This window comes from Candidatus Accumulibacter contiguus (assembly GCF_036625285.1).
Classification (GTDB): Bacteria; Pseudomonadota; Gammaproteobacteria; order Burkholderiales; family Rhodocyclaceae; genus Accumulibacter; species Accumulibacter contiguus.
Genome location: NZ_JAZKUC010000001.1, coordinates 2,824,742 through 2,847,404 on the forward strand (window position 1 = coordinate 2,824,742; position 22,663 = coordinate 2,847,404).

A 22,663-nucleotide genomic window follows, 5' to 3' on the forward strand; every position below is an offset into this window, starting at 1 on the left:
TCAGCGCGAACGGCGTTTCTTGTCCATCAACTGCATGATCATCGGGGTGAAGATGATCTGCATGGCCAGACCCATCTTGCCGCCGGGACAGACAATGATGTTCGGCCGCGACATGAAAGAATCGTGCAGCATGCTCAGCAGATAGGCAAAGTCGATTCCCTTGGGATTGGCGAAACGGATCACCAGCATGCTTTCGTCCTGCGACGGAATATCCTGCGCGATGAAGGGGTTCGAGGTATCGACCGTCGGCACGCGCTGGAAATTGACGTGCGTCCTGGAGAATTGTGGGCAGATGTAATGGATGTAGTCAGGCATCCGCCGCAGGATGGTGTCCATCACCGCTTCGGTCGAGTAACCACGCTGCGCCTTGTCGCGATGCAGTTTCTGGATCCATTCGAGATTGATGATCGGCACGACACCAACACAGAGGTCCACGTGGCGACTGACATCGATGGCATTGGTCTGGGCAGCACCGTGCAGGCCTTCATAGAAGAGCAGATCGGTGCTCTGCGGCAGGTCGGTCCATTCTGTGAAAGTTCCCGGTGGCGAGCCATAAAGCTTTGCCTCGACATCGTCGTGCACGTAGTGGCGACTCTTGCCGCGACCACTCTCGCCATATTCGCGGAACAGTTCTTCAAGTTCTGCCAGGAGATTGGCCTCGGGTCCGAAATGGCTGAAATGGTTGTCGCCGGTGAGGCTTTTCTCGGCCATCGTTGCGCGCATCTCCTCTCGGTCGTAACGATGAAAACTGTCACCCTCGATGATCGCTGCGTTGAGCTTTTCGCGCCGAAAGATGTGTTGGAACGCGCGCGTGACCGAGGTCGTGCCGGCGCCCGAAGAACCGGTGATTGCGATGACTGGATTTTTGATCGACATGGGGTGTGGCTCCGTTGCGTAAAGGGTGTTATTCCGGTTCGCGGCGCTGCTCAATCGTCCCTGAACAGGGTTCGCGTCGAAAAGAGTGGCGACCGGTACGGCTGATCTTCTCCGGTTTCGTGCTCACGGTGGTAGCGTTCGATGCGCTCTACCTCGTCGCGCGAACCGAGAATGACCGGCACCCGCTGGTGCAGGCTGGTCGGCTGCACATCGAGAATGCGTTCCTTGCCGGTCGATGCCAGGCCGCCGGCCTGGCCAACGATCATCGCCATCGGATTGGCTTCGTACATCAGTCGCAATCGCCCCGATTTGGACATGTCCTTGCTATCGCGCGGGTACATGAAAACGCCGCCGCGCATCAGAATCCGATGGACCTCAGCGACCATCGAAGCCACCCAGCGCATGTTGAAGTCCTTGCCACGAATGCCCGTCTTGCCTGCCAGACACTCGCTGACGTAGCGTTGCACCGGCGGCTCCCAGAAACGCTCGTTGGAAGCATTGATCGCAAACTCGCGGGTTTCCGGTGAAATCACGAGATGCGGATGCGTCAGCAGGAACTCGCCGATGTTACGATCGAGTGTGAACCCATACACGCCGCTGCCAACGGTGAGCACCAACATCGTCGATGGACCGTACAGTGCGTAGCCAGCGGCAACCTGGCGACTGCCAGGCTGCAAGAAATCCTCTGCAGTCGGCGCGCCGGAACTACAATTCTCGGGGCAACGCAGCACTGAAAAAATACTGCCGACCGACAGGTTGACGTCGATGTTCGACGAACCATCGAGCGGGTCGAAGACCAGCAGATACTTGCCGCGAGGATGTTCAGCGGGAATCGGGTAGATGTCCTCCATTTCCTCCGACGCCATCGCGGCCAGATGGCCACCCCATTCACAATGGTGAGTGAAAGCCTGGTTGGCCAGCACGTCGAGTTTCTTCTGGGCTTCGCCCTGGACGTTTTCACTGCCCTCATCGCCCAGCACGCCGGCCAGCGCCCCCCGCGAGACGCCCTGTGCAATGGCCTTGCACGAGCGCACGACGTCGCTGATGAGCATCGAAAAATCGCCGACCAGCGCTGGATTACGGCGCTGTTCCTCGATCAGGAATTTGTTAACGTTGGTACGTCCGCATAACATGGCGATACTCCAGGAGAGGAATTCTGTCGGTCTGGGAATTGTCCAGATTCTAGCGGGCTGATACAAAAACGCTAGTTAAACGTATTGTTCATTTTGTTTAGTAAAACATTATCTATGAGAAATGCCACCATCCGTCAGCTTCAAATCTTCTCGGTGGCCGCCAGCCATCTGTCGTTTGCGCGCGCGGCGGAAAAGCTGCACCTGACGCACGCCGCCATCTCACTGCAGATCAAGCAGCTCGAGGAAGTCAGCGGCACCCTGCTGTTCGAACGGATCGGCAAGCGCGTCTTCCTGACCGAGGCTGGCGAAATTCTGCTCAGCCATACGCGTCAGATTCTGCAGTCGCTGAAGGAAGCGGATGAGGCGCTGCTCGCCCTGAAGGGACTGAAGGGCGGACGCATTGCCGTCGCCGTGGCCAGTACTGCCGAATATTTCGCGCCGGGATTGCTGGCCGAGTTTCGCAAGACGCAGGCCGACGTGCGTATCCGGATGCTGATCGACAACCGCGATACCGTCAGTCGCCTGCTCACCGGCAACGAGGTCGACCTGGCCATCATGGGCCGTCCGCCAGCCGAACTCGACGCCGTGGCGGTGGCCTTTGCACCACATCCGCTGGTAATCGTCGCCAGTACTGCACATCCCTTGAGCCGGCTGCCCAGCGTGGCGGTCGAGGAGCTTGCCGACGAAATGCTGATCGTCCGCGAATCGGGATCGGGCACCCGTTCGGCGATGGAGGAGTTCTTTCATGAACATTCGGTCAAGCCGCGCATCGGCATGGAAATGGGCAGCAACGAAGCGATCAAGCAGGCGGTTGTGGCCGGCCTTGGCATCAGCTTCATTTCCCAGCACACCCTCGGCCTCGAACTGAAAGCGGGACGCCTGAGCATTCTCAAGGTCGAAGGAACACCCGTGATGCGTCGCTGGCACATCGTTCGCCACAAGAGCAAACACCTGACCCCAGCACTGGCTGCCTTCTGGGACTTCGTAGTCGAATTTGCCCCCGCCCACCTGCGAAAGCTGGTCTGACTCGACTGCACAAGCTGCAACTCGCCAAGTAGATTTGCATCTTTCCTTGCGTGCTGACGAGATGGTGGACGCGATCAAGACAAACTTGAAGGTGTCGAAAGTCACGATGCTCATCTTCCTCGTCAAGAAGCTGCGGCAGCACTCACCCTATAGTTGTACAGAAAGGCGTGGTGCCATTTGGCGGCAGGATGATGATTCGGTCAAATCGTCTTGCGGGCATGCCTCTTCAGTACGAGAGCGAATCGTAGCTGCCCCCCTGGATCTCGACACTGACCTGATTGGGTGCACAGATGGCGATCTCGCCGGGGCGTGTCAGCCAACCCTGGCGCACGCAGTATTGCCGGGGACCCGGGTCGGCAGCGACGCGCACCCGCCGCTGCTCGACGACAATCGTCGTCATTCCGAGTGGCCCAGGAACTTCAATGCGGCGATTGCGCGCCAGATCGAGTTCAGAGAACACTTCGCCAGCACGCTTGATGATGGCTTTTTCGGCGACACCGGCGCGCCATGCCAAAGGCAGGGATGCGGCGCAGACACACAGACCCAAGATGACCAGCAGCCAATCGCCAGACTTGAACAGCCCGACCCAGAGCATCAGGGGTTTTCGCTGCCAGCCATCGGAGAACGCAACTCACGGTGGCGAATCAAGACGCGTGCACAACGGCGAAACTCGCGCCCCAACCATTCGGCGAAGTAAACCGAGCGATGCTGGCCACCCGTGCAACCGATGCCCACCGTCAGATAATTGCGGCTGTCCTGCACATAGGAAGGCAACCAGGCGCGAATGAAGCCGGTGATATCGTCACGCATGCGCAGCACTTCGGGTTCCGCTTCGAGGAAATCGATGACCGGCGCGTCACGGCCGGTGAGCGGACGCAAGATCGGATCGTAATGCGGATTGGGCAGGCAACGAACGTCAAAAACGAGGTCGGCGTCAAGCGGCATGCCGTGCTTGAACCCGAATGATTCGAACAGCAGCGTCAGTCCCTGGCAGGGGTCTGAGGAAAGACCCCGGGTAACGAACTGACGGACCCACTCGCGTAAGGCGCTGGCCTTGACCCCGCTGGTATCGACATGGTGACCGAGTGCAGTCAACTCGGCAAGGCGAACGCGTTCTTCGGCAATGGCTTCGGTCAGCGTCAGCTGGTCGCTGGCCAGCGGGTGTCGACGCCGGGTTTCAGAGTAGCGCTTGATCAGCGTCGCATCCTGCGCGTCGAGAAACAGGAACTGCAGGTCGAGATCGTTGGCGCGCAGAGCATCCAGCTGCAAGGGAAGCATGGCCACGCTGTCGCCACCGCGAATGTCGATCACGACTCCGACCTGGTCGTAGCCTTGCAGCTCAAGTTGACCAACCAGCGGCTGTAGCAATTGCGAAGGCAGGTTGTCGACGCAGTAGTAGTTGGCATCCTCAAGTACTTTGAGGGCGATCGATTTACCCGAACCGGACAGGCCGCTGATGAGAACGAGATGCATGTCCAGAAGCATAACGGATGCCTGACCCAACAAGCAAGCCACTCTCCAAGAGGTTTTTTAAGTAATTGAATATAAAGTAATTTATATTCCTCCGGAAGGTCTGTGTAGCAAGCTACGACGAGACTCTGTAATGTGAAAGTCGCGTATGCGACGTACGAATCTCCCTTCCTCCCTCGCGGGTGAGGGGTCGGGGGAGAGGGAAACGGCCGTGACTTTCATGATCGGGGGTGCCTGGAAAAGTCATGGCCGTTAGCGTGGATGCGCTGAGCGACACGGCAAGGTGTCGAATCGGTGCGAATTTCCGCCCTCTTCTTGCATTCCGGGAGCGGTCTGCAACGCAGGGAACCAAATGCTCTGTATTAAAGAGATTTGTATACAAATACTATAAAGACTATAGTCACAACAAGTCTGTGGATATCTTTTTATTATTCAACAAGTCAATAGCTTGGATTGATTTTTGCGATGGAAGAAAGGCGGTATGAAGATGTGGACAGAATCGAACAACTTATCCACAGGCGCTTCCTGCCGGCTTTGTTCACGAATACTCCGAGGCTTTTCCACCAACTTTTCCCAGGGCCATCCTAGCTCTTCAGCGCTGGCACGAGATCTGGAATACACTCGACATTCCCCGTGATCCGGTCGAACGTATGACAACTCTGAACATTCCTTTTCTCTTTGAACTCGCGGTGATTCGGCGTGACCTCCACGCTCACCCGGAACTGGCCTTCAATGAGCTGCGAACTTCTGAACTGGTGGCTCGCGAGTTGACCCGCTACGGGCTGGAGGTCGATTGTGGTCTGGCGAGCACCGGTGTCATCGGTATCCTGCGCAAGGGCAACAGTCCCCGTGCCATCGGTTTGAGGGCCGACATGGATGCGCTCCCTTTGCACGAGAAGAACGACTTTCCGCACCGTTCGAGAAACGAAGGACGCATGCATGCCTGTGGTCATGACGGGCATACGACGATTCTGCTTGGTGCCGCACGCTACATGGCCGAGCACCGGGATGATCTCGATTTCGACGGTACCGTTTACTTCATTTTTCAGCCTGCCGAGGAGTCCGAGGGAGGTGCCGAGGTGATGATCGCCGAAGGGCTGTTCGAGAAATTTCCGATGGACGCGGTATTTGGTCTGCACAACTGGCCGGGTATCCCGGTCGGCGAAATGGCGGTGATGCCGGGGCCGGTAATGGCCGGCACCTGTACCTTCGAAATCTCGGTGCGGGGGCAGGGTTGCCATGCTGCGATGCCGCATCAGGGTGTCGACACGCTGGTTGCAAGCAGTCATCTGATGTTGGCGCTGCAAACCGTCGTTGCCCGCAACGTGCATCCCTGCGAGTCCGCGGTGCTCAGTATCACCCAGATGCACGCCGGCGAAGCCTGGAATGTCATCCCCGATGACGCTGTTCTGCGCGGTACGATCCGCAGCTTCAACGTCGAAACCCAGAATCTGGTCGAACGCGCGATTGAGCGGCTGTGTCATGGCATTGCCAGTGCTTTTGGAGCGCAGATTGCGGTGCAATTTGATCATCGCTATCCGCCAACGGTAAACAGTGCTGCGGAAACGGAAGTCTGTCGGCGTGTGGCAAGCGAATTGTTGGGCGCTGATCAGGTGCGCGAGAAGGAACTTCCCTCGATGGGTGCCGAGGATTTTGCCTACATGCTTCGCAAAAAGCCGGGTTGCTACGTATGGCTGGGCAATGGCCCGGGCACCGGGGGTTGCACTCTGCACAATCCACATTACGATTTCAACGACGAGATCCTGCCGTTGGGGGTGAGTTACTGGGTTCGGCTGGTAGAGGCGGTGCTGTGAGCGTACGCTCTGACTGCGGCGTACCCGGCTGCTGATTCGACGCCCGCTGCGTCTGAACGGGCCTCGGAGGCCACAGTCGGATAGGCGCGCATCTCTTGCCGAACGAATCGAAAAGGCGTGTTTTTTGTTACACTCGACGAGTGAACCATGGGTAGCGTCCCCCAGGATCGGCAAGTCTGCCGAGACCCGGCTGCGAAAAAAATGGTGGGGAGTACCCGGTGCAGTATTCAGGCACTCCCCGAGTTCGGGCCGAAACCAGAACTCCCATGACCATAAAAGGAGAACAGCGTGCATAGTCTAAAGCCAGGGACTTACAAACAACTTACGCCTGTCAAACCAAAAGCGGCACGCCGTGCGCATTCTCCTCGCTGAAGACGACCGAATCATTGCCGATGGCCTGTGCCGATCACTGCGCCAGGGAGGCTATGCGATCGACTGCGCCTACAATGGTACGGATGCTGATACAGCCTTGTTGACCAATACCTATGATCTGCTGATTCTCGATCTTGGTCTGCCGAGGCTGCCGGGCTGGGACGTGCTGCGTCGTCTGCGGGCGCGTAACTCGACGACGCCAGTATTGATTCTGACTGCGCTTGACGGTATTGACGATCGGGTCAAAGGGCTCGATCTCGGAGCTGACGACTATATGGCCAAGCCCTTTGAACTGGCTGAACTCGAGGCTCGTGTGCGGGCTCTGAGCCGCCGCTCCTCGGGTACTTCGCGGATGATCCAGTGTGGGTCACTGACTTTCGATCAGACCGACCGCTGCGCACTGGTAAATGGCGAGATGCTCGAACTTTCGGCACGCGAACTGGGCCTGCTCGAAATTCTCCTGTCGCGGGCAAAGCGCCTGGTCAGCAAGGATCAATTGGTGGATCACCTCTGCGGTTGGGGTGAGGAGGTCAGCCATAACGCGATCGAGGTCTATATCCACCGCTTGCGCAAGAAGCTCGAATCCACCGGGGTCAACATCATTACCGTGCGCGGGCTCGGCTACTGTCTTGAGAAACCTGCGGAAGAGAGAAAACCCTGACATCCAGCGCTCGCTGTTTGGCGAGATTCTCGACTGGATGCTGGCCCCACTCCTGTTCGTGTGGCCGATCAGCATCGCGTTTACGCACTACTTTGCCAACAGTGTGGCCAGCTTCCCCTACGATCAGTCCTTGCGCGAACACGTTGCGGCAATCTCGCGCCAGGTCAGCTTTGTCGATGGGCATCCGCAGTTGGCATTACCCAATCTGGCACAGATCTTCCTGCGCTCGGACGAGATCGATAACGTCTATTTTCACATGCTTGACCCCGATGGCCAGTTGATCGTCGGTGATCCGGAACTGCCCGTACCGAAACGGCTCGACACCCTCCTGGTGAATGAGCACAGTGAAGTGCTTTTCCGCGATGACGAGTACCGCGGACAGTCCCTGCGCGTTGCCTACCTGTATCTGTTGGAAGCCGGGGCGCCCCCCGAGCGTGGCGTGCTGATTGAGGTCGGGGAAACGACTGAAAAGCGCTCCCAACTGGCGAACAAGATCATCGCCAGCGTCATCCTGCCGCAGTTCGTGATCATTCCGCTCGCCGTGGTCCTGGTCTGGTTCGGTCTGTCGCAAGGTTTGCGTCCGCTGACACGTTTGCGTGACCGGATTGAAGCCCGCCGCGAAGCAGATCTTTCACCGATTGCCCTGCGCCGCGTCCCGGAAGAATTGCGACCGCTGACCGAGGCTTTCAATTCCATGTTGGCAAGAATGCAACAGAATGTGACCGCTCAACGCCGTTTCATCGCCGATGCCGCGCATCAGATGCGTACCCCGCTGACGGGTTTGAAAACGCAGGCGCAACTGGCGATGCGCGAGACCGACCCGGCAGAGCTTCGGCACGCCCTCAGGCAGATCCTGAACGGTGCTGACCGTGCTTCGCATCTGGTCGATCAGCTACTGGCCCTGGCCCGTGCGGAGGCTAGCGAGCACTCGCAGCAGACCCTGGTGGTCCTCGATCTGAATCACTTGTTACGGGAGGTCGTGGAAACCTGGGTTGTGCAGGCTCTTGAAAAACGCATTGATCTGGGTTACGAGCCTGCGGGTAGCGTACTCATCCTGGGCAATGCCTTTCTGTTGCGCGAGATGATCAACAACCTGCTCGATAATGCCCTGCGCTATACACCCCCTGGAGGGCGGGTGACCGCGCGGGTGGTTGGGCAAGGCGATTTTGCCCTGCTCGAAATCGAGGACAGCGGGCCGGGGATTTCCGATGCCGAATCCCAGAAGGTTTTCGACCGCTTTTACCGTGTGGATGGCACCGATGGTGAGGGCAGTGGCCTGGGATTGGCTATCGTTCGCGAGATTGCCGAAGTCCATCAAGCCGCAGCGAGTCTGCGTCCAATCAACAGGGACATGGAGGCCGACGAACCCGCCGGTTGTGTCGCCAGAATTGTCTTCCCGGTCTATCGCGCAACGTCGCAGGGCTTGATCCAGGAGCCCGTACAGACCGGTTTTGCCTGATGGGCAACAAGTGCGTCAGCTGGATGACAATGAAGGCAGTGCTCGCGGCCGCCAGCGTGGCAAAAAACAAGTAGTCCCATAAGGCGATTTCCGAGAAAGCCTCCCCCTTGCCCCCTTGATGGCAGAATGTAGCCTATCGTGACGATGAGACTTTTCCGCATGAACACGACCTTCACTTCCACAGACAAGCCGCTCCTGAATGTGTCTCCCATTGATGACCTGAAGCAGGCGGCGTCGAAGATGCTGGGAGCGGAGCGTCGGTCGTTCGAAGCGGCGATGGCACTGAAATATTGTCAGGGCAATGCCCGCCAGGCGGAGTTGCTATTTGGCTGGAGTCGCCATTCTGTCGAACTGGGGCTTCCTGAGCGACGCAGCGGTGTCATCTGCCTGGGGGTACAAGCAGCCTTTTGCGGGAACAAGTGGTGGGAGGAAAAACATCTGGGCCTTGATCATCATTCCGGCCAAGGCCGGCTGCTGCGCTTGGTGAAAGTCTTGCGGGAGAGTGGCAGGATCCTCGAAATCTCGTACCCTTGGAAGGGCAAACTCACCGAGGGAGAAGGAAAATGCTCGAAGGTCCTGCCAGGATTGACTATAGCCCAGACACGAGGCCGGTGCCACCGCGCACTGTACGGTCGTCGATGGTTGGTGGGTCGTGAGGCGCCGCTCGCGCCTGGAGCGGGCGGAGCAGCTTGAGACGGTCAACGCGCGCTTGGCGGCGGGACAGCCGCAACGGCAGGTCACCGCCGACCAGCGCTGGCTACCGTGGAAGGCATCACGGTTCATGCCCGTGACCGGCCGCCCTGTCTGGGAAACGCTTTCGGAGCGCCGCCAGCGCCCGCTCCAGGATGATGCGGTCGGCCACGTCCTTGTCCCGCGTCGTCTGTTTTGTCCGCAGCAGTCCCTCGAGATTGATCGTACGGATTGGCAGGCCGTCCAGATCAATCGTCTCGGCAAACGGCTCCAGCGTCTCGTAGGTCTCACCGCAGGCATTGAGCATGACATCCACGACGAAGGCATCAGCCACACGGATGTTCTCCCCTTCCTCGAACCAGGCGGGATCGATGTCCGTCGCCGACTGGTCCGGCAATACCATCAGGGCCTCCTTGATGCGTTCTCCGGCTTGCCGGGTCGCGGGGACCAGCACGTCAATGTCTGTGGTTGCGCGATGGTAGCCATGGGCAAACAGCGCGTAGCCGCCAATCAGGAGGTACTCGGCGCCTTGCCGATTCAGCGAACCGATCAGGGCCTTGAGGTCGGCCAGGGTAGCCGGTCGGCTGTACTCTTCCATCAGCGACGCGCCAGGGCGGCGGCGGCCATGCCTCGGACCAGACAATCCACTTGGTGGCGATTGGCGTCCTCATGGGTCTTGAAGCGGAACACACCCTTCGGGATAAAAGTCGACTTGCCCGTCGGGAGACAGTGGATTTCATCGTTGAAACGAGCCCCCTCAGCCAAGAAGGCGGCGGAAGCCGAGAAGCTGATCGGACGTTCTTTGCGGTGGCCGATGGTGCGCATGTTTCTCTCCTAACGGTCATGGCTTGGTGAGACACCCCGGATGATGAAAGCCCTGACCGTTTCCCTCTCCCCCGACCCCTCCCCCGCAAGTGGGGAGGGGAGATTCGTGAGTCGCATACGCGACTTTCACATTAACCTTCCCCTATCCCCGTTGCGCAGACCCTTGCCGCCTTCGCCACGAGTCCGCCTGCCGGGTGACCGACCGCGTACTGCAGACGCGTAGCGATGTGAGCGGTACCTATGGGCCGGTCCGGAGTGATTGGCCGTGCCACATGGCGGATCGCCGGGCTTGTGGATGCTGAACGAATGGATCGAAACGCTCCTGGGGAGAGACGCGCGGCTTCAGCCTGCGGTGGTTCCAATGATGTCGTCCAGACTCTCGGCATCAAGCACCTGATCGAGCCACGCGTCAATCTGCTCGAGGGAAGCCGCGGAGATCTTCGCCAGGACATCCGACGGGACGGCACCAAAGCGCTTCTTGAGCAGCTTTTGCAGCGCCAGCGCTTCACCCTCGGCCTTGTAGGCATGCGCCCATTCTTCGAGTCGTTCCGCCAACATGACATTCAGCTCCTGTAGATCATCAATCTGAGGCAACACGATACGGTATTCGGCCTTGCGCATCAATGTCGCGCGGATCCAGAGAGCGAACATCCGGCGCAGGTCGGGCCGCTCGGTCAGCCACTCGTCGAGCAGGCTCAGCAATCCACCTATGGCAGCCGGCGACGCCGGGTGTTCGATCCGGAAGACGGCCGCGACGAGGTTCTTGAGCGAGGCCAACTCGCTGTCGGTCCAGGCGTTCTCGTCGATCAACAGGTATTTCAGCCGCGGCTTGAACTGCTCGACCAGCCCCGGTACCGGCGGGATCAGGTCGAACACATCGGTCACCGCCGACCAGCGCTGGCTACCGTTGTAGAGGACGATGGGCAGGACTGGCGGCAGGCGCCCGTCGGCCAGGACCTCACCGCGCTTGACCAGATCCTGATAGAGCAGTCCCCGATAGACCATCATGCGCAGGGCCATGTAATGGTAGCAGGACCAGGACGGTCAGGACATCCGGCCGCCTGCATCGGCCCGCCTCCAGCGCAGAATCATGTCCCCGGACCCCGCCAAGCCTCGAACAACCGTTGCCGGCGCCGAGATCTGCGCCTACCTCGCCCCTCCTGGAGAGGGGCGTCTCGGCTGGCTGAAATCCTACCAACAGTCGCCTTCGCCCAAGCAAAAATCACTCTTTCGGGTGATTCAACAAACCACCTTCAGATGCTATGGTCACCCCCGGAGGCAAGGTCCAAAGCGAACAAACCGGGGGAGAAACAAGATGTTCAAGCGGATGTTCAGGCAAGGTTTCCTGTGGCGCCTGCTGGCCTGGACGGGTCTGCCGCTGGGCGGACCGGTGCAGGCCGTCATCCTGGAGTACGCCGCCAGCAACCTTCCCGACCTCGTTGCCGGGCAGGACCGCTGGTCGTACCAGTACCAGTTGAGCGGCCGCTTCGGTGCCTTCGCTAGCGTCAATCTGCTCTACCCCGCCGACGGCTATGCCGACCTCGCTTTCAGCGCACCTCCGGATCCGGCCGTCTGGGATCCTGCCATCTGGTCCAGCCTGATCACCGCCCCCGACCCCCGCTTCCCCGCCGACGGCCTGCTCGGCCTCACCGCCCTCGTTGCGACCAGCCCGCTTAAGCTGCCCTTCACGCTCGAATTCACCTGGCTGGGGACAGGTAGTCCCGGCGCCCAGGACTTCGAGATCCTCGACGACGGCTTCAACGTCATCGACCGCGGAAGCAGCTCGCCGCTCGCCGCGCCCGGCCTGCCCGAACCCGGCGGCCTGCTGCTCGTCGCCGGCGCGCTGGCCCTGCTCGCCCGGCGCCAGCGCCGCACCTGAAACCGCGGCCGCGGCCGCTCCCGCACCGGCCGCAAGTCTTCTCTCGTCATCGTCCACGCGCGGAGCCCTCCGCGAGATCGCCATCACGCGCTCGCTGCCGGCCGCCACCCAGAGGAGTCACCGCATGAGTCCGCTTCGCAAGACAGTCCACGGCCGGCGGCGCATCAGCGTGCTGCTCTTTTCGCTTCTCCGCCGCCTCGATCGCTGGCTCACCGGCTGGCTGCAGCACCAGCGCGCGCTCTGGGCAAGAAAGCCGGCGCCGCCGGCACCGGGTGCCGGCCTGCACTTCGAACTCCTCGAACCGCGCCTCCTCCTCTCGGCCGACCTCGTCGGCGGCAGCCTCAGCCACGACGCCTTCGCCTCGGCCGTCCCCAGCGACGCCATCAGCGCCCACTTCACCGTCCATCGCCCCGACAGCGAGCCGCTCGTGAACCCGGTGCGCATCCAGTTTTACGCCTCCCCCGACAGCGTCCTCGACGCCGACGACACCCTGGTCGGCCAGACCGACCTTGCCCCCGACAGCCTGAACCCGGGCAGCAACCCCATCACCGTCCGCCTCGACGCGCGCGCCATCGCCCAACCCGGACGCTACACCCTGATCGGCGTCATCGATCCCGACAACGCCATCGCCGAGAGCGACGAAACCAACAACCAGTCGATCGCCAGTTCGCCGCTGACCCTCGACTTCGCCGTCGGCCAACTGCCCGGCCGCGCACCGGTGCCGGCACTCGACCTCACCGACGCCGACGGCACCGACTTGCGCCTGACGATCGCCGGCCCCGGCATCGCCCGCCTGACGCCGAACGGCAGCGGCTACGAGCTGAGTCTCAGCGGCACCGACGCCGGCACGCGCATCGATCTCACCGGCAGCGGCGGCGACGGCCGCATCACGCTGACCGGCCTCAACGCCGACAGCCCGCTCGGCAGTCTCGCCGCGCCGATCGCCAGCCTGACCGGCGTCGCGCGCTTTGCCACCGTGAACACCCTGAACCTCGGCGACATCGCCGCCGGCGCCCGTCTCGAGGGCAACAGTCTCGCCAGCCTCAACGTCAGCCGTGACGCCCTCGGCGATCTGCGCCTGACGGGCAGCGGGGTGAGTGGTTTCGTCCTCGGCTCGGCACAGATCGGCGGCACAATCGGCGGCCTGTGGTCGGTCAACGGCCGCGCCAACAGCATCAGCGGCGAGAGCACGCGTGCCGACTGGCGCGCCAACATCAGCAGTCCGCTGACCCAGCTCGTCATTCGCGGCGACGCTTCCGGCCAGTTCGCCGCCAGCGCGCTGCAGCTCCTGCAGGTCGGCGGCAGCCTCAAGGCGATGAGCGTGCGCATCGGCGCCAACCTCGGCAGCGACGCCGTGATCGGCGGCAGCGGCGACGCCGCCGATCACTTCGGCGCCGGCACCCTCGCCCGCCTGCGCGTCAGCGGCGACATCGACGACAGCCTGATCGTCATCGGCGTCGACCCGCACAATGGCCGCTACCGTGACGGCGACGACCAGCAACTCGGGACGAGCACGAACCGCGTGCAGGAACTGCTGGTCGGCGGCCGGCTCACCGGCGACACCCAGATCAGCGCCCCGGCCTTCCCGGCCAGCGTGCGCATCAACGGTGTCCTGCGCAGCCCGGCAAGCCTCAGCGAGCTGGCGAGCACGCCGCCCGACCGCAGCGCGCCGACGCTCACCGCCGCGCTTGTGAACGACAGCGGCACCTCGACGAGCGACCGCATCACGCGCGACGCGAGCCTCGGTGGCCAGGCCAGCGACGCCGCTGGCGTGACGCGCCTGCTGGCGGCGCTCGACCTCGCCGGCACGCCACCGCTCGGCGACCTCAGCGACCTGAGCAGCGCCCTGCAGCCCGACGGCCGCTTCGTGCTGACGCCAGCGCTGCTCGACGCGCTCGCCGGCGGCACGCTGGCCGACGGCGCGCACCGCGTCCGCCTGGTCGCCGCCGACGCCGCCGGCAACGCCTCGGCCCCCGTCGACCTCGCCTTCACGCTCGACACCGCACCGCCCACACTGGCGAGCTTCACGCTCGACCCCGCGTCCGACACCGGCACGCCCGGCGACCGCGAGACCAGCGCCGACATCGCAACGCTGCTCGGCCAGAGCGAGCCCGGCACCGCCGTCGCTCTCACCGGCAGCGGCCTGTCGACGACCGCCGACGCGACCGGCGCCTTCCGCTTCGCCGACCTGCCGCTGGCCCTTGGCGACAACGCTTTTGCCATCGTCCTCAGCGACCTCGCCGGCAATACCACCGCCGGCGATCTGACCGTCACGCGCGTCAAGCCGCCGGTCGACGACACCACCGCACCGACGCTGGCCGCTGCGCTGCTCGCCGATACCGGCCGCCGTGCCGACGACGGCATCACCCGCGACGCGACGATCACCGGCACGGTCAGCGACGACCGCGGCGTCACGCGCCTGCGCGCCGGCTTCGGCAGCGACCCGGCCGGCTTCGTCAGCATCCTCGACACCGTCCAGGCCGATGGCCACTTCACGCTTTCCGCCGCGCGCCTGACCGAAATCCACGGCGGGGCGCTGCCCGACGGCAGCTACACGCTGCGTCTCGTCGCCGGCGACGCGGCCGGCAACAGCCGCGAGGTCGACCTCGCCTTCACGCTCGATACCACACCGCCTGCACTGGCGAGCTTCACGCTCGACCCCGCCTCCGACACCGGCACGCCCGGCGACCGCGAGACCAGCGCCGACATCGCGACGCTGCTCGGCCAGAGCGAGCCCGGCACCGCCGTCGCTCTCAGCGGCAGCGGCCTGTCGACGACCGCCGACGCGACCGGCGCCTTCCGCTTCGCCGACCTGCCGCTGGCGCTTGGCGACAACGCCTTTGCCCTCGTCCTCAGCGACCTCGCCGGCAATACCACGGCCGGCGATCTGACCGTCACGCGCGTCAAGCCGCCGGTCGAAGACCACACCCCGCCGACGCTGGCCGCCACGCTGCTCGCCGATACCGGCCGCCGTGCCGACGACGGCCTCACCCGTGACGCGACGATCACCGGCACCGCGACCGACGACCACGCGCTCACCGTCCTGCATGCCGGTTTCGGCAGCGACCCGGCCGACCTCGTCAGCATCCTCGATACGCTCCAGGCCGACGGCCACTTCACGCTTTCCGCCGCGCGCCTGACCGAAATCCACGGCGGCGCGCTGCCCGACGGCGACTACACGCTGCACCTCGTGGCCGAGGATGCCGCCGGCAACGCCACGACGACCAGCGTCGCGTTCACGCTCGACACACAGGCCCCGGCAGCGCCGACCTTCGGCCTCTCGCCGGCTTCCGACACCGGCACCCTCGGTGATGGCGACACCGAAGCCGCGCGCGTCACACTCGTCGGCACCGGCGAAGCCAATAGCGACCTGCTGCTCGTCGACAGTGGCACCAGCGGTAGCAGCAGTGTCGTCGTCAATAACCAGGGCAGTTTCTTCCTGCCCGATGTCGCGCTGACGCTCGGCGACAACGCCTTCACGCTGCGCGCGATCGACGCCGCCGGCAACGCGGCCGAGACCAGACTCGTGCTCCACCGCAGCGCCAGCCAGGCGAGCAGCGACGCCGTGCTGCAGTGGGACGCCATCGCACTGTCGGCGATCCGCCTCGACGCCAGCGCGCCGCCGGTCGCGACGCGCGCTCTGGCGATGCTCAGCATCGCCGTGCTCGACACGGTCAACGCCTTCGAGGGCACGCCCGGCTTTTATGTCAGCCGCCGTGCGCCGGCCGGCGCGTCGATCGACGCGGCCATCGCCGCCGCCGCGCAGCGCGTGCTCGCCTACCTCTACCTGGGGCAGCAGGCGAGTTTCGACACCGCGCTCGCCAGCGCGCTGGCCGGCATCGCCGACGGCGCCACAAAGAACGACGGCATCGCGCTCGGCCGCGCGATCGCCGACGACATCATCGCGCTGCGCCGCGGCGACGGCTTCGACGACTTCGTCGACTTCACCGGCTCGACCGCCCCCGGCCAGTGGCAGGAGACCGCGCCGACCTACGCCGTCGCGCTGCTGCCGCAGTGGGCCGACCTGCAGCCTTTTGCGATGAGCAGCCCGAGTGAATTCCGCCCGGCGCCGCCTCCGGCGCTCGATTCGGCGACCTACACGACTGACTTCGCCGAGGTCAAGGCGCTCGGCAGCGCCAGCGGCAGCACGCGCAGCGGCGAGCAGACCGAGATCGCGCGCTTCTGGGCCGACGGCGCCGGCACCGACACGCCGCCCGGTCACTGGAACCGCATCGCCGCGACGCTGGCGACGGCGCAGGGCAACAGCCTGGCCGCCAACGCGCGCCTCTTCGCGTAGTTGAATGTCGCGCTGGCCGACGCCTCGATCGCGGCCTGGGACGCCAAGTACCATTACACCGCTTGGCGGCCGATCACCGCCATCCGCGAAGCCGACAGCGACGGCAACGACGCCACCGCCGCCGACGCCGCGTGGACCTCGCTCCTGATCACGCCGCCCTTCCCCGAATACGTCTCCGGCCACTCGACCTACAGCGGCGCCGCCGAGACGGTGCTCGCCAGCGCTTTCGGCGCGAGCACCGCCTTCACCATCAGCTCGCAGGGACTTCCCGGTGTCGAGCGCAGCTTTGTCAGCGTCCATGACGCCGCCGAGGAAGCCGGCAGGAGCCGCATCTACGGCGGCATTCACTTCGAGTATGCCAACCAGGCCGGGCTGGCTGCCGGTCGCGCGCTCGGGCAGAAGGTCCTCGACACCTTTGCCAGCCGCACCGACACGCAGGCGCCGAAGCTGCTGCTCGATCCCTCCGACGGGCTCGTCACCGGCAGCAACGTCACCGTCGGCGGCCGGGTGCTCGACGCGCTCTCCGGTGTCGCCGCGCTGCAGGGTGCGTTCGACGACGCGATGCCGGCGGCGATCGCCTTCGACGCCGACGGCCGCTTCGGCGTGACGACGACCTTCGCGCTCGACGGCTCGGCCGATGGCGTGCATACGCTGACGCTCAGCGCCAGCGACGCGCGCGGCAACGCCAGCGCGCCGCTCACCTTCAGTTTCATCCTCGATACCCGTGCGCCGACGATCGCGCTGACCAGTCTCGCCGACGGCGACACGCTGAGCACCGCCTCGCGGCTCACGGGAACCGCCGACCCGACCGGGTCGACGCTGGTCAGTCTCGCCTACGCTTTCGACGGCGGCCGGACGAACCCGGTCTCGTTCGATCCCGCGAGCGGGCAGTTCGACAGCGCCCTCGATCTCTCGTCGCTCGGCGTCGGCGCACACACGCTGACCCTCGCGGCGCTCGACGCCGCCGGCCACCGCGCGGTCAGCACGCTGAACCTGACGCTGCCCGAGTCGATCCCGTTGACGATCACCCGCACGACGCCGATGAGGTCGGCGCGACGTTCAAGCCGCAGGTCTTCTTCTCGCGGCCGGTCGATGTCACGACGCTGACCGACAGCACCTTCTACGCCACCGACACCACCGGCGCGAAGCTCGCGGCGACGATCGTTGCGGCCGCCGATGGCCGCTTCGCCTGGCTGTTCCTGAAAGACCCGCTGCCGGGGGCGTCGACGATCACGATCCACGTCGTCGGCGACGGCATTCTGGCCGGCGACGGCCAGGCGCTCGACGCCGACGGCGACGGCGACGGTACCGCCGGCGGCACGCTCACCACCCGCTTCACGACGGTCAGCGTCACGCCGATCGCCGGGACGACGATCACCGGCCGACTGCTCGATCCCGGCGACGACCTGAAGCCGATGACCTTCGACGACATCCGCGCCGGCGCCGACGGGGCGCTGCACACCGCTGATGATGTCTTCCTGCATCCGATCGCCGGCGCGAAGGTCTACATCCTGGGGTTGGAGGGCCACGTCGTCTACACCGACGCCAATGGCTATTTCCACCTCGACCAGTTGCCGGCCGGCGATGTCAAGCTGGCGGTCGACGGGCGCACGGCGACCAACACGCCGGCGGGGAGTTTCTACCCCGAGATGGTGATGGATCTGACGATCGAGGTCGGTTACGACAACACCGTCATGGGCAGCATGGGCACGCATGATGCGATGGCGGCCAACGAGGACCGGCAGGAAGTCTATCTGCCACGCTTGCAGACGGCGATCCTGCAGAGCGTGAGTAACACCGAGAATACCGAGGTCGGCGTCGATGCGGTGTCGGCGCCGAACCTGACCGACGAGCAGCGCGTGCAGTTGAAGCTCGAAGTGCAGCCGGGGACGCTTATCGATGCCGACGGCAACGTGATGACCAGCGGCCAGGTCGGCATCAGCACGGTGCCGCCGGAGCTGGTGAGAGACATGCCGCCGCCGGGAGTGTTGCAGCATACCTTGGATATCACGATCCAGGCGCCGGGAGTGGCGGCGTTCGCGACGCCGCTGGAGATTACGTTCCCGAATGTCTTCGACGCGGCGCCGGGGACGAAGTTGAACTTCCTGAGCTTTGATCACACGACAGGGAAGTTGGTGATCGAGGGGACGGCGACAGTGTCGGCCGATGGGTTGTCGGTGACGACAGATCCGGGGATGGGAATTACCAAGCCGGGGTGGCATGGGGTGACGCCTGCCGGCTTTGTTTACACGCTGGAGTATGGGCAGCCGTGCGTGGACCCAACTGACCGCCTTAAGAACTTGCTTCACGCTGTTCCGCTGGCATTTGGTGCGGTCTTCAGTGTTGCTGCGGATGGATTGAGCGTCGCAAGTGCAGGAGTCAGTTCGCGTGCTCTTTCGGTTGCGTCCGCTATCGCCAGTTGGGCGACAACTTTAGGCACTCATTCGTTCGGCGTTAACCCGGGGACGGCGGGAGCAATATCAGGGCGAAGACACTCGGATATCATGTGGGGAATTTTATATAAGTTACTGATTTGCAAACAAGTTTCCAAATGGCGCACCCTTCTTGGACATCCTTTTCTATTCCGAAATACTGGCAAACAGTATGGAAAGCTGAGTTGTAGATCGCCGGAAAAAACACTAAGTTCATGAAGAATAAGGAACTGCCATGTCAATGCTTATGCATTCCGAGTGTCTAGGCCCTGAAGCGTGGGGATGTGAGTTATTTAAAAGTGCACGCCAGTCACGGCGTACTCTAATCTCTTTGTGGCATCGGATGATCGAGCTGTTTACAAGTTATCTCATCCCTTCTTGGGAGGTGTTGTGGAAGGCAATTGCAAACGGTTACTCGGCCGGTACGCTAGAGATAGACTCGTCGTAGATCTTTGCTCGTTCGTATGGTGTTTTTTTGTACCCAGTTTATTGCTCAGTGTGATTGTTAATATAAATTTTATTTCCGTGAAAAAAGTCGGAAGCATTACTTCTGCAAAAACGTAATCTGCGAATGCAAATTGCATTTTATTTTAGGAGTTATCCGAATTGATTTATTATGCCGGGAACTGCTGCCCCAACGGTGACGCGGCTGCTGGAGGAAATCGATTCCGAGTTGAGGCAAGTCTGGGAGGTTGAACTGCGCCAGCAGGCCGAGCGCGGCATCACAAACAAGGTCGGCGATTTGCTCTGGCGAGAGAAGATCGGATGGGCAATATGCTTGGAGGAGGCTCCATCAAAAGCGGGCCAGGCTGTAAAGGTCCGTCTGCGCGGCAAGGAGAAGGCTGTGATGAATGGCTATTACGTCAATGTTTCCGATCTGGCCGGGATGCGCACCTTGGCAGCCTGATCGAGAACCTTCGCCGCACAGTTTCAGCCACGACCGAAAATCCGGAAAAAGCTGTGACGGTAGCCGATATCCATGCCGATTTGTTCGAGGAATGAAAACAGTAGTGTTGTTCGAGAGAGGCAAGTGCTGGATCTCTGGCTGGTTGGCAGGCCGCCTCCGGCCACTACCAGCCGTAGCAGCCCAGAAAAACGAGTGGTGCGAACGGCAGCTAACTCATCAGAATCAGGTCGTGCAGTTCGGTGACAGTTTATCCTCGCACCCCCAAGAAGACGACTTCTCAGCAGTTCCCGGCATAAATTTCCCCCACTAAAAACAACAAGTTACGAGGCGTTTTCAGCCTCGGTGAAGGGGCTAACTTTGCATTTTAGTAGTATACTTTGACATCTATCTGATTAAGTTTAGCTGCAAGATGAAAAAAACCATTTCTTGGAAAATCACATCAAATTCGGAAGATCTATCGGCTTCGAATTTACTCAAGCAGGCTCGTTCGTCATTTGATGGAATAGTCGATCAGCGCACGAATCGCAAATCAATTCCTTTATCAGATGCTTTGATGTCTGGGCTTGCTATGTTTTCAATGAAGTGCCCGTCGCTACTTCAGTTCGATGAAAAAAGAAAAAACGAGGTCATACGGCACAATCTGATGACGATGTATGGTATTCAGACGACCCCATCGGATACGCAGATGCGAAGCATCTTGGACGAAATTGACTTTCGACAGCTGAGTTCGAGCTTTTGTGCGCTCCATCAAAGTGCAGTGCAGGCCGGAGTGATGGAGCAATACCATTTTATGAATGGTCACGTATTAGTATCCATTGATGGTACCGGGCATTTTAGTTCCGGTGCTACAAGTTGTCCGCAGTGTTGTGTGAAGAAGCACCGGGATGGGAGAGAAGAATATTATCATCAGCTGTTGTGTGCAACGGTGGTTCACCCGGACTACCCAGTGGTTATTCCCCTGATGCCGGAGCCAATCATGAAAGAGGACGGCGATAACAAAAATGACTGTGAGCGTAATGCATCGAAAAGGTTGCTGAAGCACCTGAGCGAGCAATACAAGCACCTGAAGCCGATTATCATAGAGGACAGTTTGTCGGCGAACGGACCACACCTTAAGTTGTTGAAATCATTAGGAATGAGCTACATTATTGGCGTCAAAGAAGGAGATCATTCCCATTTGTTTGATTTGATCCAGAAAAAAATGTGTCAAGGGGAAGCCATTGAATTTGAAAAGATTGACGACGCAGGAATTATTCACGGATTTCGGTTTATTAACGGAGTTCGCCTGAATAAAAGCCATCCGGATTTGCTGGTTAACTTTTTGGAATATTGGCAAATTAAAAAAGGCAAGGAGGTTATTTTTTCGTGGATCACTGATATCGAACTAACGAAAGAGACGGTTTTCAAAGTCATGCAAGGAGGTCGAGCGCGCTGGAAAATAGAAAACGAAACGTTTAACACACTGAAGAATCAAGGTTACAATTTAGAGCACAATTACGGACATGGCGAAAAAAATTTGAGTTCAGTTTTTGGTTGTTTGACGTTCATGGCTTTTTTAATTGATCAGCTCCAAGCGTGGGGATGTGAGCTATTTAAAAGTGCACGCCAGTCACGGCGTACTCTAATCTCTTTGTGGCATCGGATGATCGAGCTGTTTACAAGTTATCTCATCCCTTCTTGGGAGGTGTTGTGGAAGGCAATTGCAAAGGGTTACTCGGCCGGTACGCTAGAGATAGACACGTCGTAGATCTTTGCTCGTTCGTCATCAGAAAACTGCAATTAACAGGGGGTAGAAACATCGCCCCGCTCAAAATTTCATACGCAACGCTCCCGGCGTCGTACCGAACCAGCGGCGACAGGCCCGGCTTAGCGATCGCTGTTCGCTGTAGCCGAGCAGAATTGCCACTTCCGACAAGGGCAGGGCGGGTTGAGCCAGGAACTCGCGCGCCTGGCTCCGTCGAACGCGATCAAGGATTTCGGAGAAGCTGATTTGTTGCTGCCTCTAGACGCCGTTGCAGCGTACGCTCGTTCATTGCCAGTTGCTGGGCGATGCTATCCAGGCTGCAGTCGCCATTGGCCAGTTGGCGTGCGATCAGTTCTTCGATTTGTTGGACAAGATCAAGTGGATTGCGTCGAATCAGGTTAGCCACAAAGCGCTCGACGGCAACGCGAATCTGTGGATTTCCGCTGTCCAGCACCTGTTCGAGGAGTGCTTGGGGAACAATCACGCCATTACCAGACTGCTGGCACGCCACTTCACATTCAAAGAATTCTTGGTAGCGTGAAAGGGATACGCCGGGAGGGTGCTGAAACACCACCTGCCAGTCAGCGCCAATATCCCCGCTAAGCATGCGTAGGGTCTGGATCAGTAACAAACAGCACATTTCCACCGACTGCCGATGCGCTCCGCAAATTTCCGGAGGCAGTTCGTAACGCAGCCATATGAGTTCCTCGGCGGGCCCGGCTTCCATCCGAAGCGAGGTGCGCGCTACGTGGTAAGGCAAATTGCGCGCGATCGCAATCAGAGCACTGCCCACGGTGTCAGCGCGACGGGCGACCATTGCGATGGGGCCGAGAGCCGAATAATCCTGGCGTTGTGCGAGGAGCAGGCCAAAGTCGGGCGGCGAGCTGTGCTGCCGCGTTCTCGAGCAGGCTCACTGTGGCGGACATGCTGATCGTCGCTTCCGGTTGCGCGAGCATTTGTGTAGTCAGCCCAACGTCACGAAGCAATACTTCGGCGTCGCCGCCGAGTTCCTTGACGAGTTCGGTAAAACCGGTGAGCGCACGAGCGCGCACCAACAGGGAGAAGTATTCATGTGCGC

General features: G+C 61.2%; 22 protein-coding genes. 11 read left to right on the forward strand and 11 right to left on the reverse strand.

Going from position 1 to position 22,663, the window contains the following annotated elements:
* Both V5B59_RS13715 and V5B59_RS13720 read right to left on the reverse strand, forming a co-directional pair.
* A complete protein-coding gene (locus V5B59_RS13715) occupies nt 1-876 on the reverse strand; it encodes a phosphoribulokinase (RefSeq protein ID WP_169069192.1) in 876 nt (291 codons plus the stop codon).
* Between the two features lie 50 nt (nt 877-926).
* A complete protein-coding gene (locus tag V5B59_RS13720; RefSeq protein WP_332351966.1) occupies nt 927-2,009 on the reverse strand; it encodes a class 1 fructose-bisphosphatase in 1,083 nt (360 codons plus the stop codon).
* 114 nt (nt 2,010-2,123) lie between these two features.
* On the opposite strand from V5B59_RS13720, the gene V5B59_RS13725 reads away from it, so the two are divergent.
* The gene (locus V5B59_RS13725) at nt 2,124-3,035 is read left to right on the forward strand and encodes a LysR family transcriptional regulator (protein WP_169069193.1); all 912 of its coding nucleotides are present in this window, start codon (nt 2,124-2,126) and stop codon (nt 3,033-3,035) included.
* A 226-nt stretch (nt 3,036-3,261) separates the two neighbouring features.
* On the opposite strand, the gene V5B59_RS13730 is transcribed toward V5B59_RS13725, so the two are convergent.
* Entirely contained in the window at nt 3,262-3,630 is a 369-nt protein-coding gene (locus tag V5B59_RS13730; RefSeq protein WP_169069194.1) for a NusG domain II-containing protein, read from the reverse strand.
* Complete coding sequence (gene rapZ / locus V5B59_RS13735; protein ID WP_034914081.1) at nt 3,630-4,508, reverse strand: RNase adapter RapZ; 879 nt, start codon at nt 4,506-4,508, stop codon at nt 3,630-3,632. Before rapZ ends, V5B59_RS13730 begins: the two co-directional genes overlap by 1 nt.
* A gap of 647 nt (nt 4,509-5,155) precedes the next feature.
* Here rapZ and V5B59_RS13740 point away from each other — a divergent pair.
* From V5B59_RS13740 to V5B59_RS13755, 4 genes are all read left to right on the forward strand, one after another.
* Nucleotides 5,156-6,319: a M20 aminoacylase family protein gene (locus V5B59_RS13740; protein WP_169069195.1), complete on the forward strand. Its 1,164-nt coding sequence runs from the start codon at nt 5,156-5,158 to the stop codon at nt 6,317-6,319.
* A gap of 352 nt (nt 6,320-6,671) precedes the next feature.
* Nucleotides 6,672-7,352 carry a response regulator transcription factor gene (locus V5B59_RS13745; RefSeq protein WP_169069196.1) on the forward strand — a complete coding sequence of 227 codons (681 nt, stop codon included), beginning with the start codon at nt 6,672-6,674 and terminating at the stop codon, nt 7,350-7,352.
* A complete protein-coding gene (locus V5B59_RS13750) occupies nt 7,321-8,811 on the forward strand; it encodes a sensor histidine kinase (RefSeq protein WP_248594641.1) in 1,491 nt (496 codons plus the stop codon). Before V5B59_RS13745 ends, V5B59_RS13750 begins: the two co-directional genes overlap by 32 nt.
* A gap of 159 nt (nt 8,812-8,970) precedes the next feature.
* Nucleotides 8,971-9,504 carry a hypothetical protein gene (locus V5B59_RS13755; RefSeq protein ID WP_169069197.1) on the forward strand — a complete coding sequence of 178 codons (534 nt, stop codon included), beginning with the start codon at nt 8,971-8,973 and terminating at the stop codon, nt 9,502-9,504.
* A 79-nt stretch (nt 9,505-9,583) separates the two neighbouring features.
* Here V5B59_RS13755 and V5B59_RS13760 read toward each other — a convergent pair whose 3' ends face one another.
* The 3 genes from V5B59_RS13760 to V5B59_RS13770 form a co-directional block, all read right to left on the reverse strand.
* A complete protein-coding gene (locus tag V5B59_RS13760) occupies nt 9,584-10,099 on the reverse strand; it encodes a hypothetical protein (RefSeq protein ID WP_169069198.1) in 516 nt (171 codons plus the stop codon).
* Nucleotides 10,099-10,326: a hypothetical protein gene (locus V5B59_RS13765; RefSeq protein ID WP_169069199.1), complete on the reverse strand. Its 228-nt coding sequence runs from the start codon at nt 10,324-10,326 to the stop codon at nt 10,099-10,101. The genes V5B59_RS13760 and V5B59_RS13765 overlap by 1 nt, the downstream gene beginning before the upstream one ends.
* Nucleotides 10,327-10,668: 342 nt before the next feature.
* Nucleotides 10,669-11,346 carry an Rpn family recombination-promoting nuclease/putative transposase gene (locus tag V5B59_RS13770; protein ID WP_248594642.1) on the reverse strand — a complete coding sequence of 226 codons (678 nt, stop codon included), beginning with the start codon at nt 11,344-11,346 and terminating at the stop codon, nt 10,669-10,671.
* 295 nt (nt 11,347-11,641) lie between these two features.
* Here V5B59_RS13770 and V5B59_RS13775 point away from each other — a divergent pair, with 295 nt between their 5' ends.
* From V5B59_RS13775 to V5B59_RS13785, 3 genes are all read left to right on the forward strand, one after another.
* A complete protein-coding gene (locus V5B59_RS13775) occupies nt 11,642-12,205 on the forward strand; it encodes a hypothetical protein (protein ID WP_169069200.1) in 564 nt (187 codons plus the stop codon).
* Nucleotides 12,206-12,329: 124 nt separating this feature from the next.
* Nucleotides 12,330-16,502, forward strand: a complete 4,173-nt coding sequence (locus V5B59_RS13780; protein ID WP_332351967.1) for an Ig-like domain-containing protein — start codon at nt 12,330-12,332, stop codon at nt 16,500-16,502.
* The gene (locus tag V5B59_RS13785) at nt 16,503-17,609 is read left to right on the forward strand and encodes a vanadium-dependent haloperoxidase (RefSeq protein WP_169069203.1); all 1,107 of its coding nucleotides are present in this window, start codon (nt 16,503-16,505) and stop codon (nt 17,607-17,609) included.
* Between the two features lie 13 nt (nt 17,610-17,622).
* Here V5B59_RS13785 and V5B59_RS13790 read toward each other — a convergent pair whose 3' ends face one another.
* Nucleotides 17,623-17,880 (reverse strand): hypothetical protein, encoded by a 258-nt coding sequence (locus V5B59_RS13790; protein WP_332351968.1) that lies wholly within the window; start codon nt 17,878-17,880, stop codon nt 17,623-17,625.
* Between the two features lie 37 nt (nt 17,881-17,917).
* Between V5B59_RS13790 and V5B59_RS13795 the strand changes: the two genes are divergently transcribed.
* From V5B59_RS13795 to V5B59_RS13805, 3 genes are all read left to right on the forward strand, one after another.
* Nucleotides 17,918-19,153 (forward strand): hypothetical protein, encoded by a 1,236-nt coding sequence (locus V5B59_RS13795; RefSeq protein WP_332351969.1) that lies wholly within the window; start codon nt 17,918-17,920, stop codon nt 19,151-19,153.
* 421 nt (nt 19,154-19,574) lie between these two features.
* Nucleotides 19,575-19,841: a hypothetical protein gene (locus V5B59_RS13800; protein WP_169069206.1), complete on the forward strand. Its 267-nt coding sequence runs from the start codon at nt 19,575-19,577 to the stop codon at nt 19,839-19,841.
* Between the two features lie 409 nt (nt 19,842-20,250).
* Nucleotides 20,251-21,588: a transposase gene (locus tag V5B59_RS13805; protein ID WP_332351919.1), complete on the forward strand. Its 1,338-nt coding sequence runs from the start codon at nt 20,251-20,253 to the stop codon at nt 21,586-21,588.
* Between the two features lie 60 nt (nt 21,589-21,648).
* On the opposite strand, the gene V5B59_RS26250 is transcribed toward V5B59_RS13805, so the two are convergent.
* From V5B59_RS26250 to V5B59_RS13815, 3 genes are read right to left on the reverse strand one after another with little or no spacing between them, the layout of a single operon-like run.
* Nucleotides 21,649-21,831, reverse strand: a complete 183-nt coding sequence (locus V5B59_RS26250) for a helix-turn-helix domain-containing protein (RefSeq protein ID WP_408612952.1) — start codon at nt 21,829-21,831, stop codon at nt 21,649-21,651.
* Nucleotides 21,809-22,450, reverse strand: coding sequence for an AraC family transcriptional regulator ligand-binding domain-containing protein (locus V5B59_RS13810; RefSeq protein WP_332352196.1), 642 nt, complete (start codon nt 22,448-22,450; stop codon nt 21,809-21,811). Before V5B59_RS13810 ends, V5B59_RS26250 begins: the two co-directional genes overlap by 23 nt.
* On the reverse strand, nt 22,383-22,637 hold the full coding sequence (locus V5B59_RS13815) for a hypothetical protein (protein ID WP_332351970.1): 255 nt from the start codon (nt 22,635-22,637) through the stop codon (nt 22,383-22,385). The genes V5B59_RS13810 and V5B59_RS13815 overlap by 68 nt, the downstream gene beginning before the upstream one ends.
* Between the last annotated feature and the right edge of the window lie 26 nt (nt 22,638-22,663).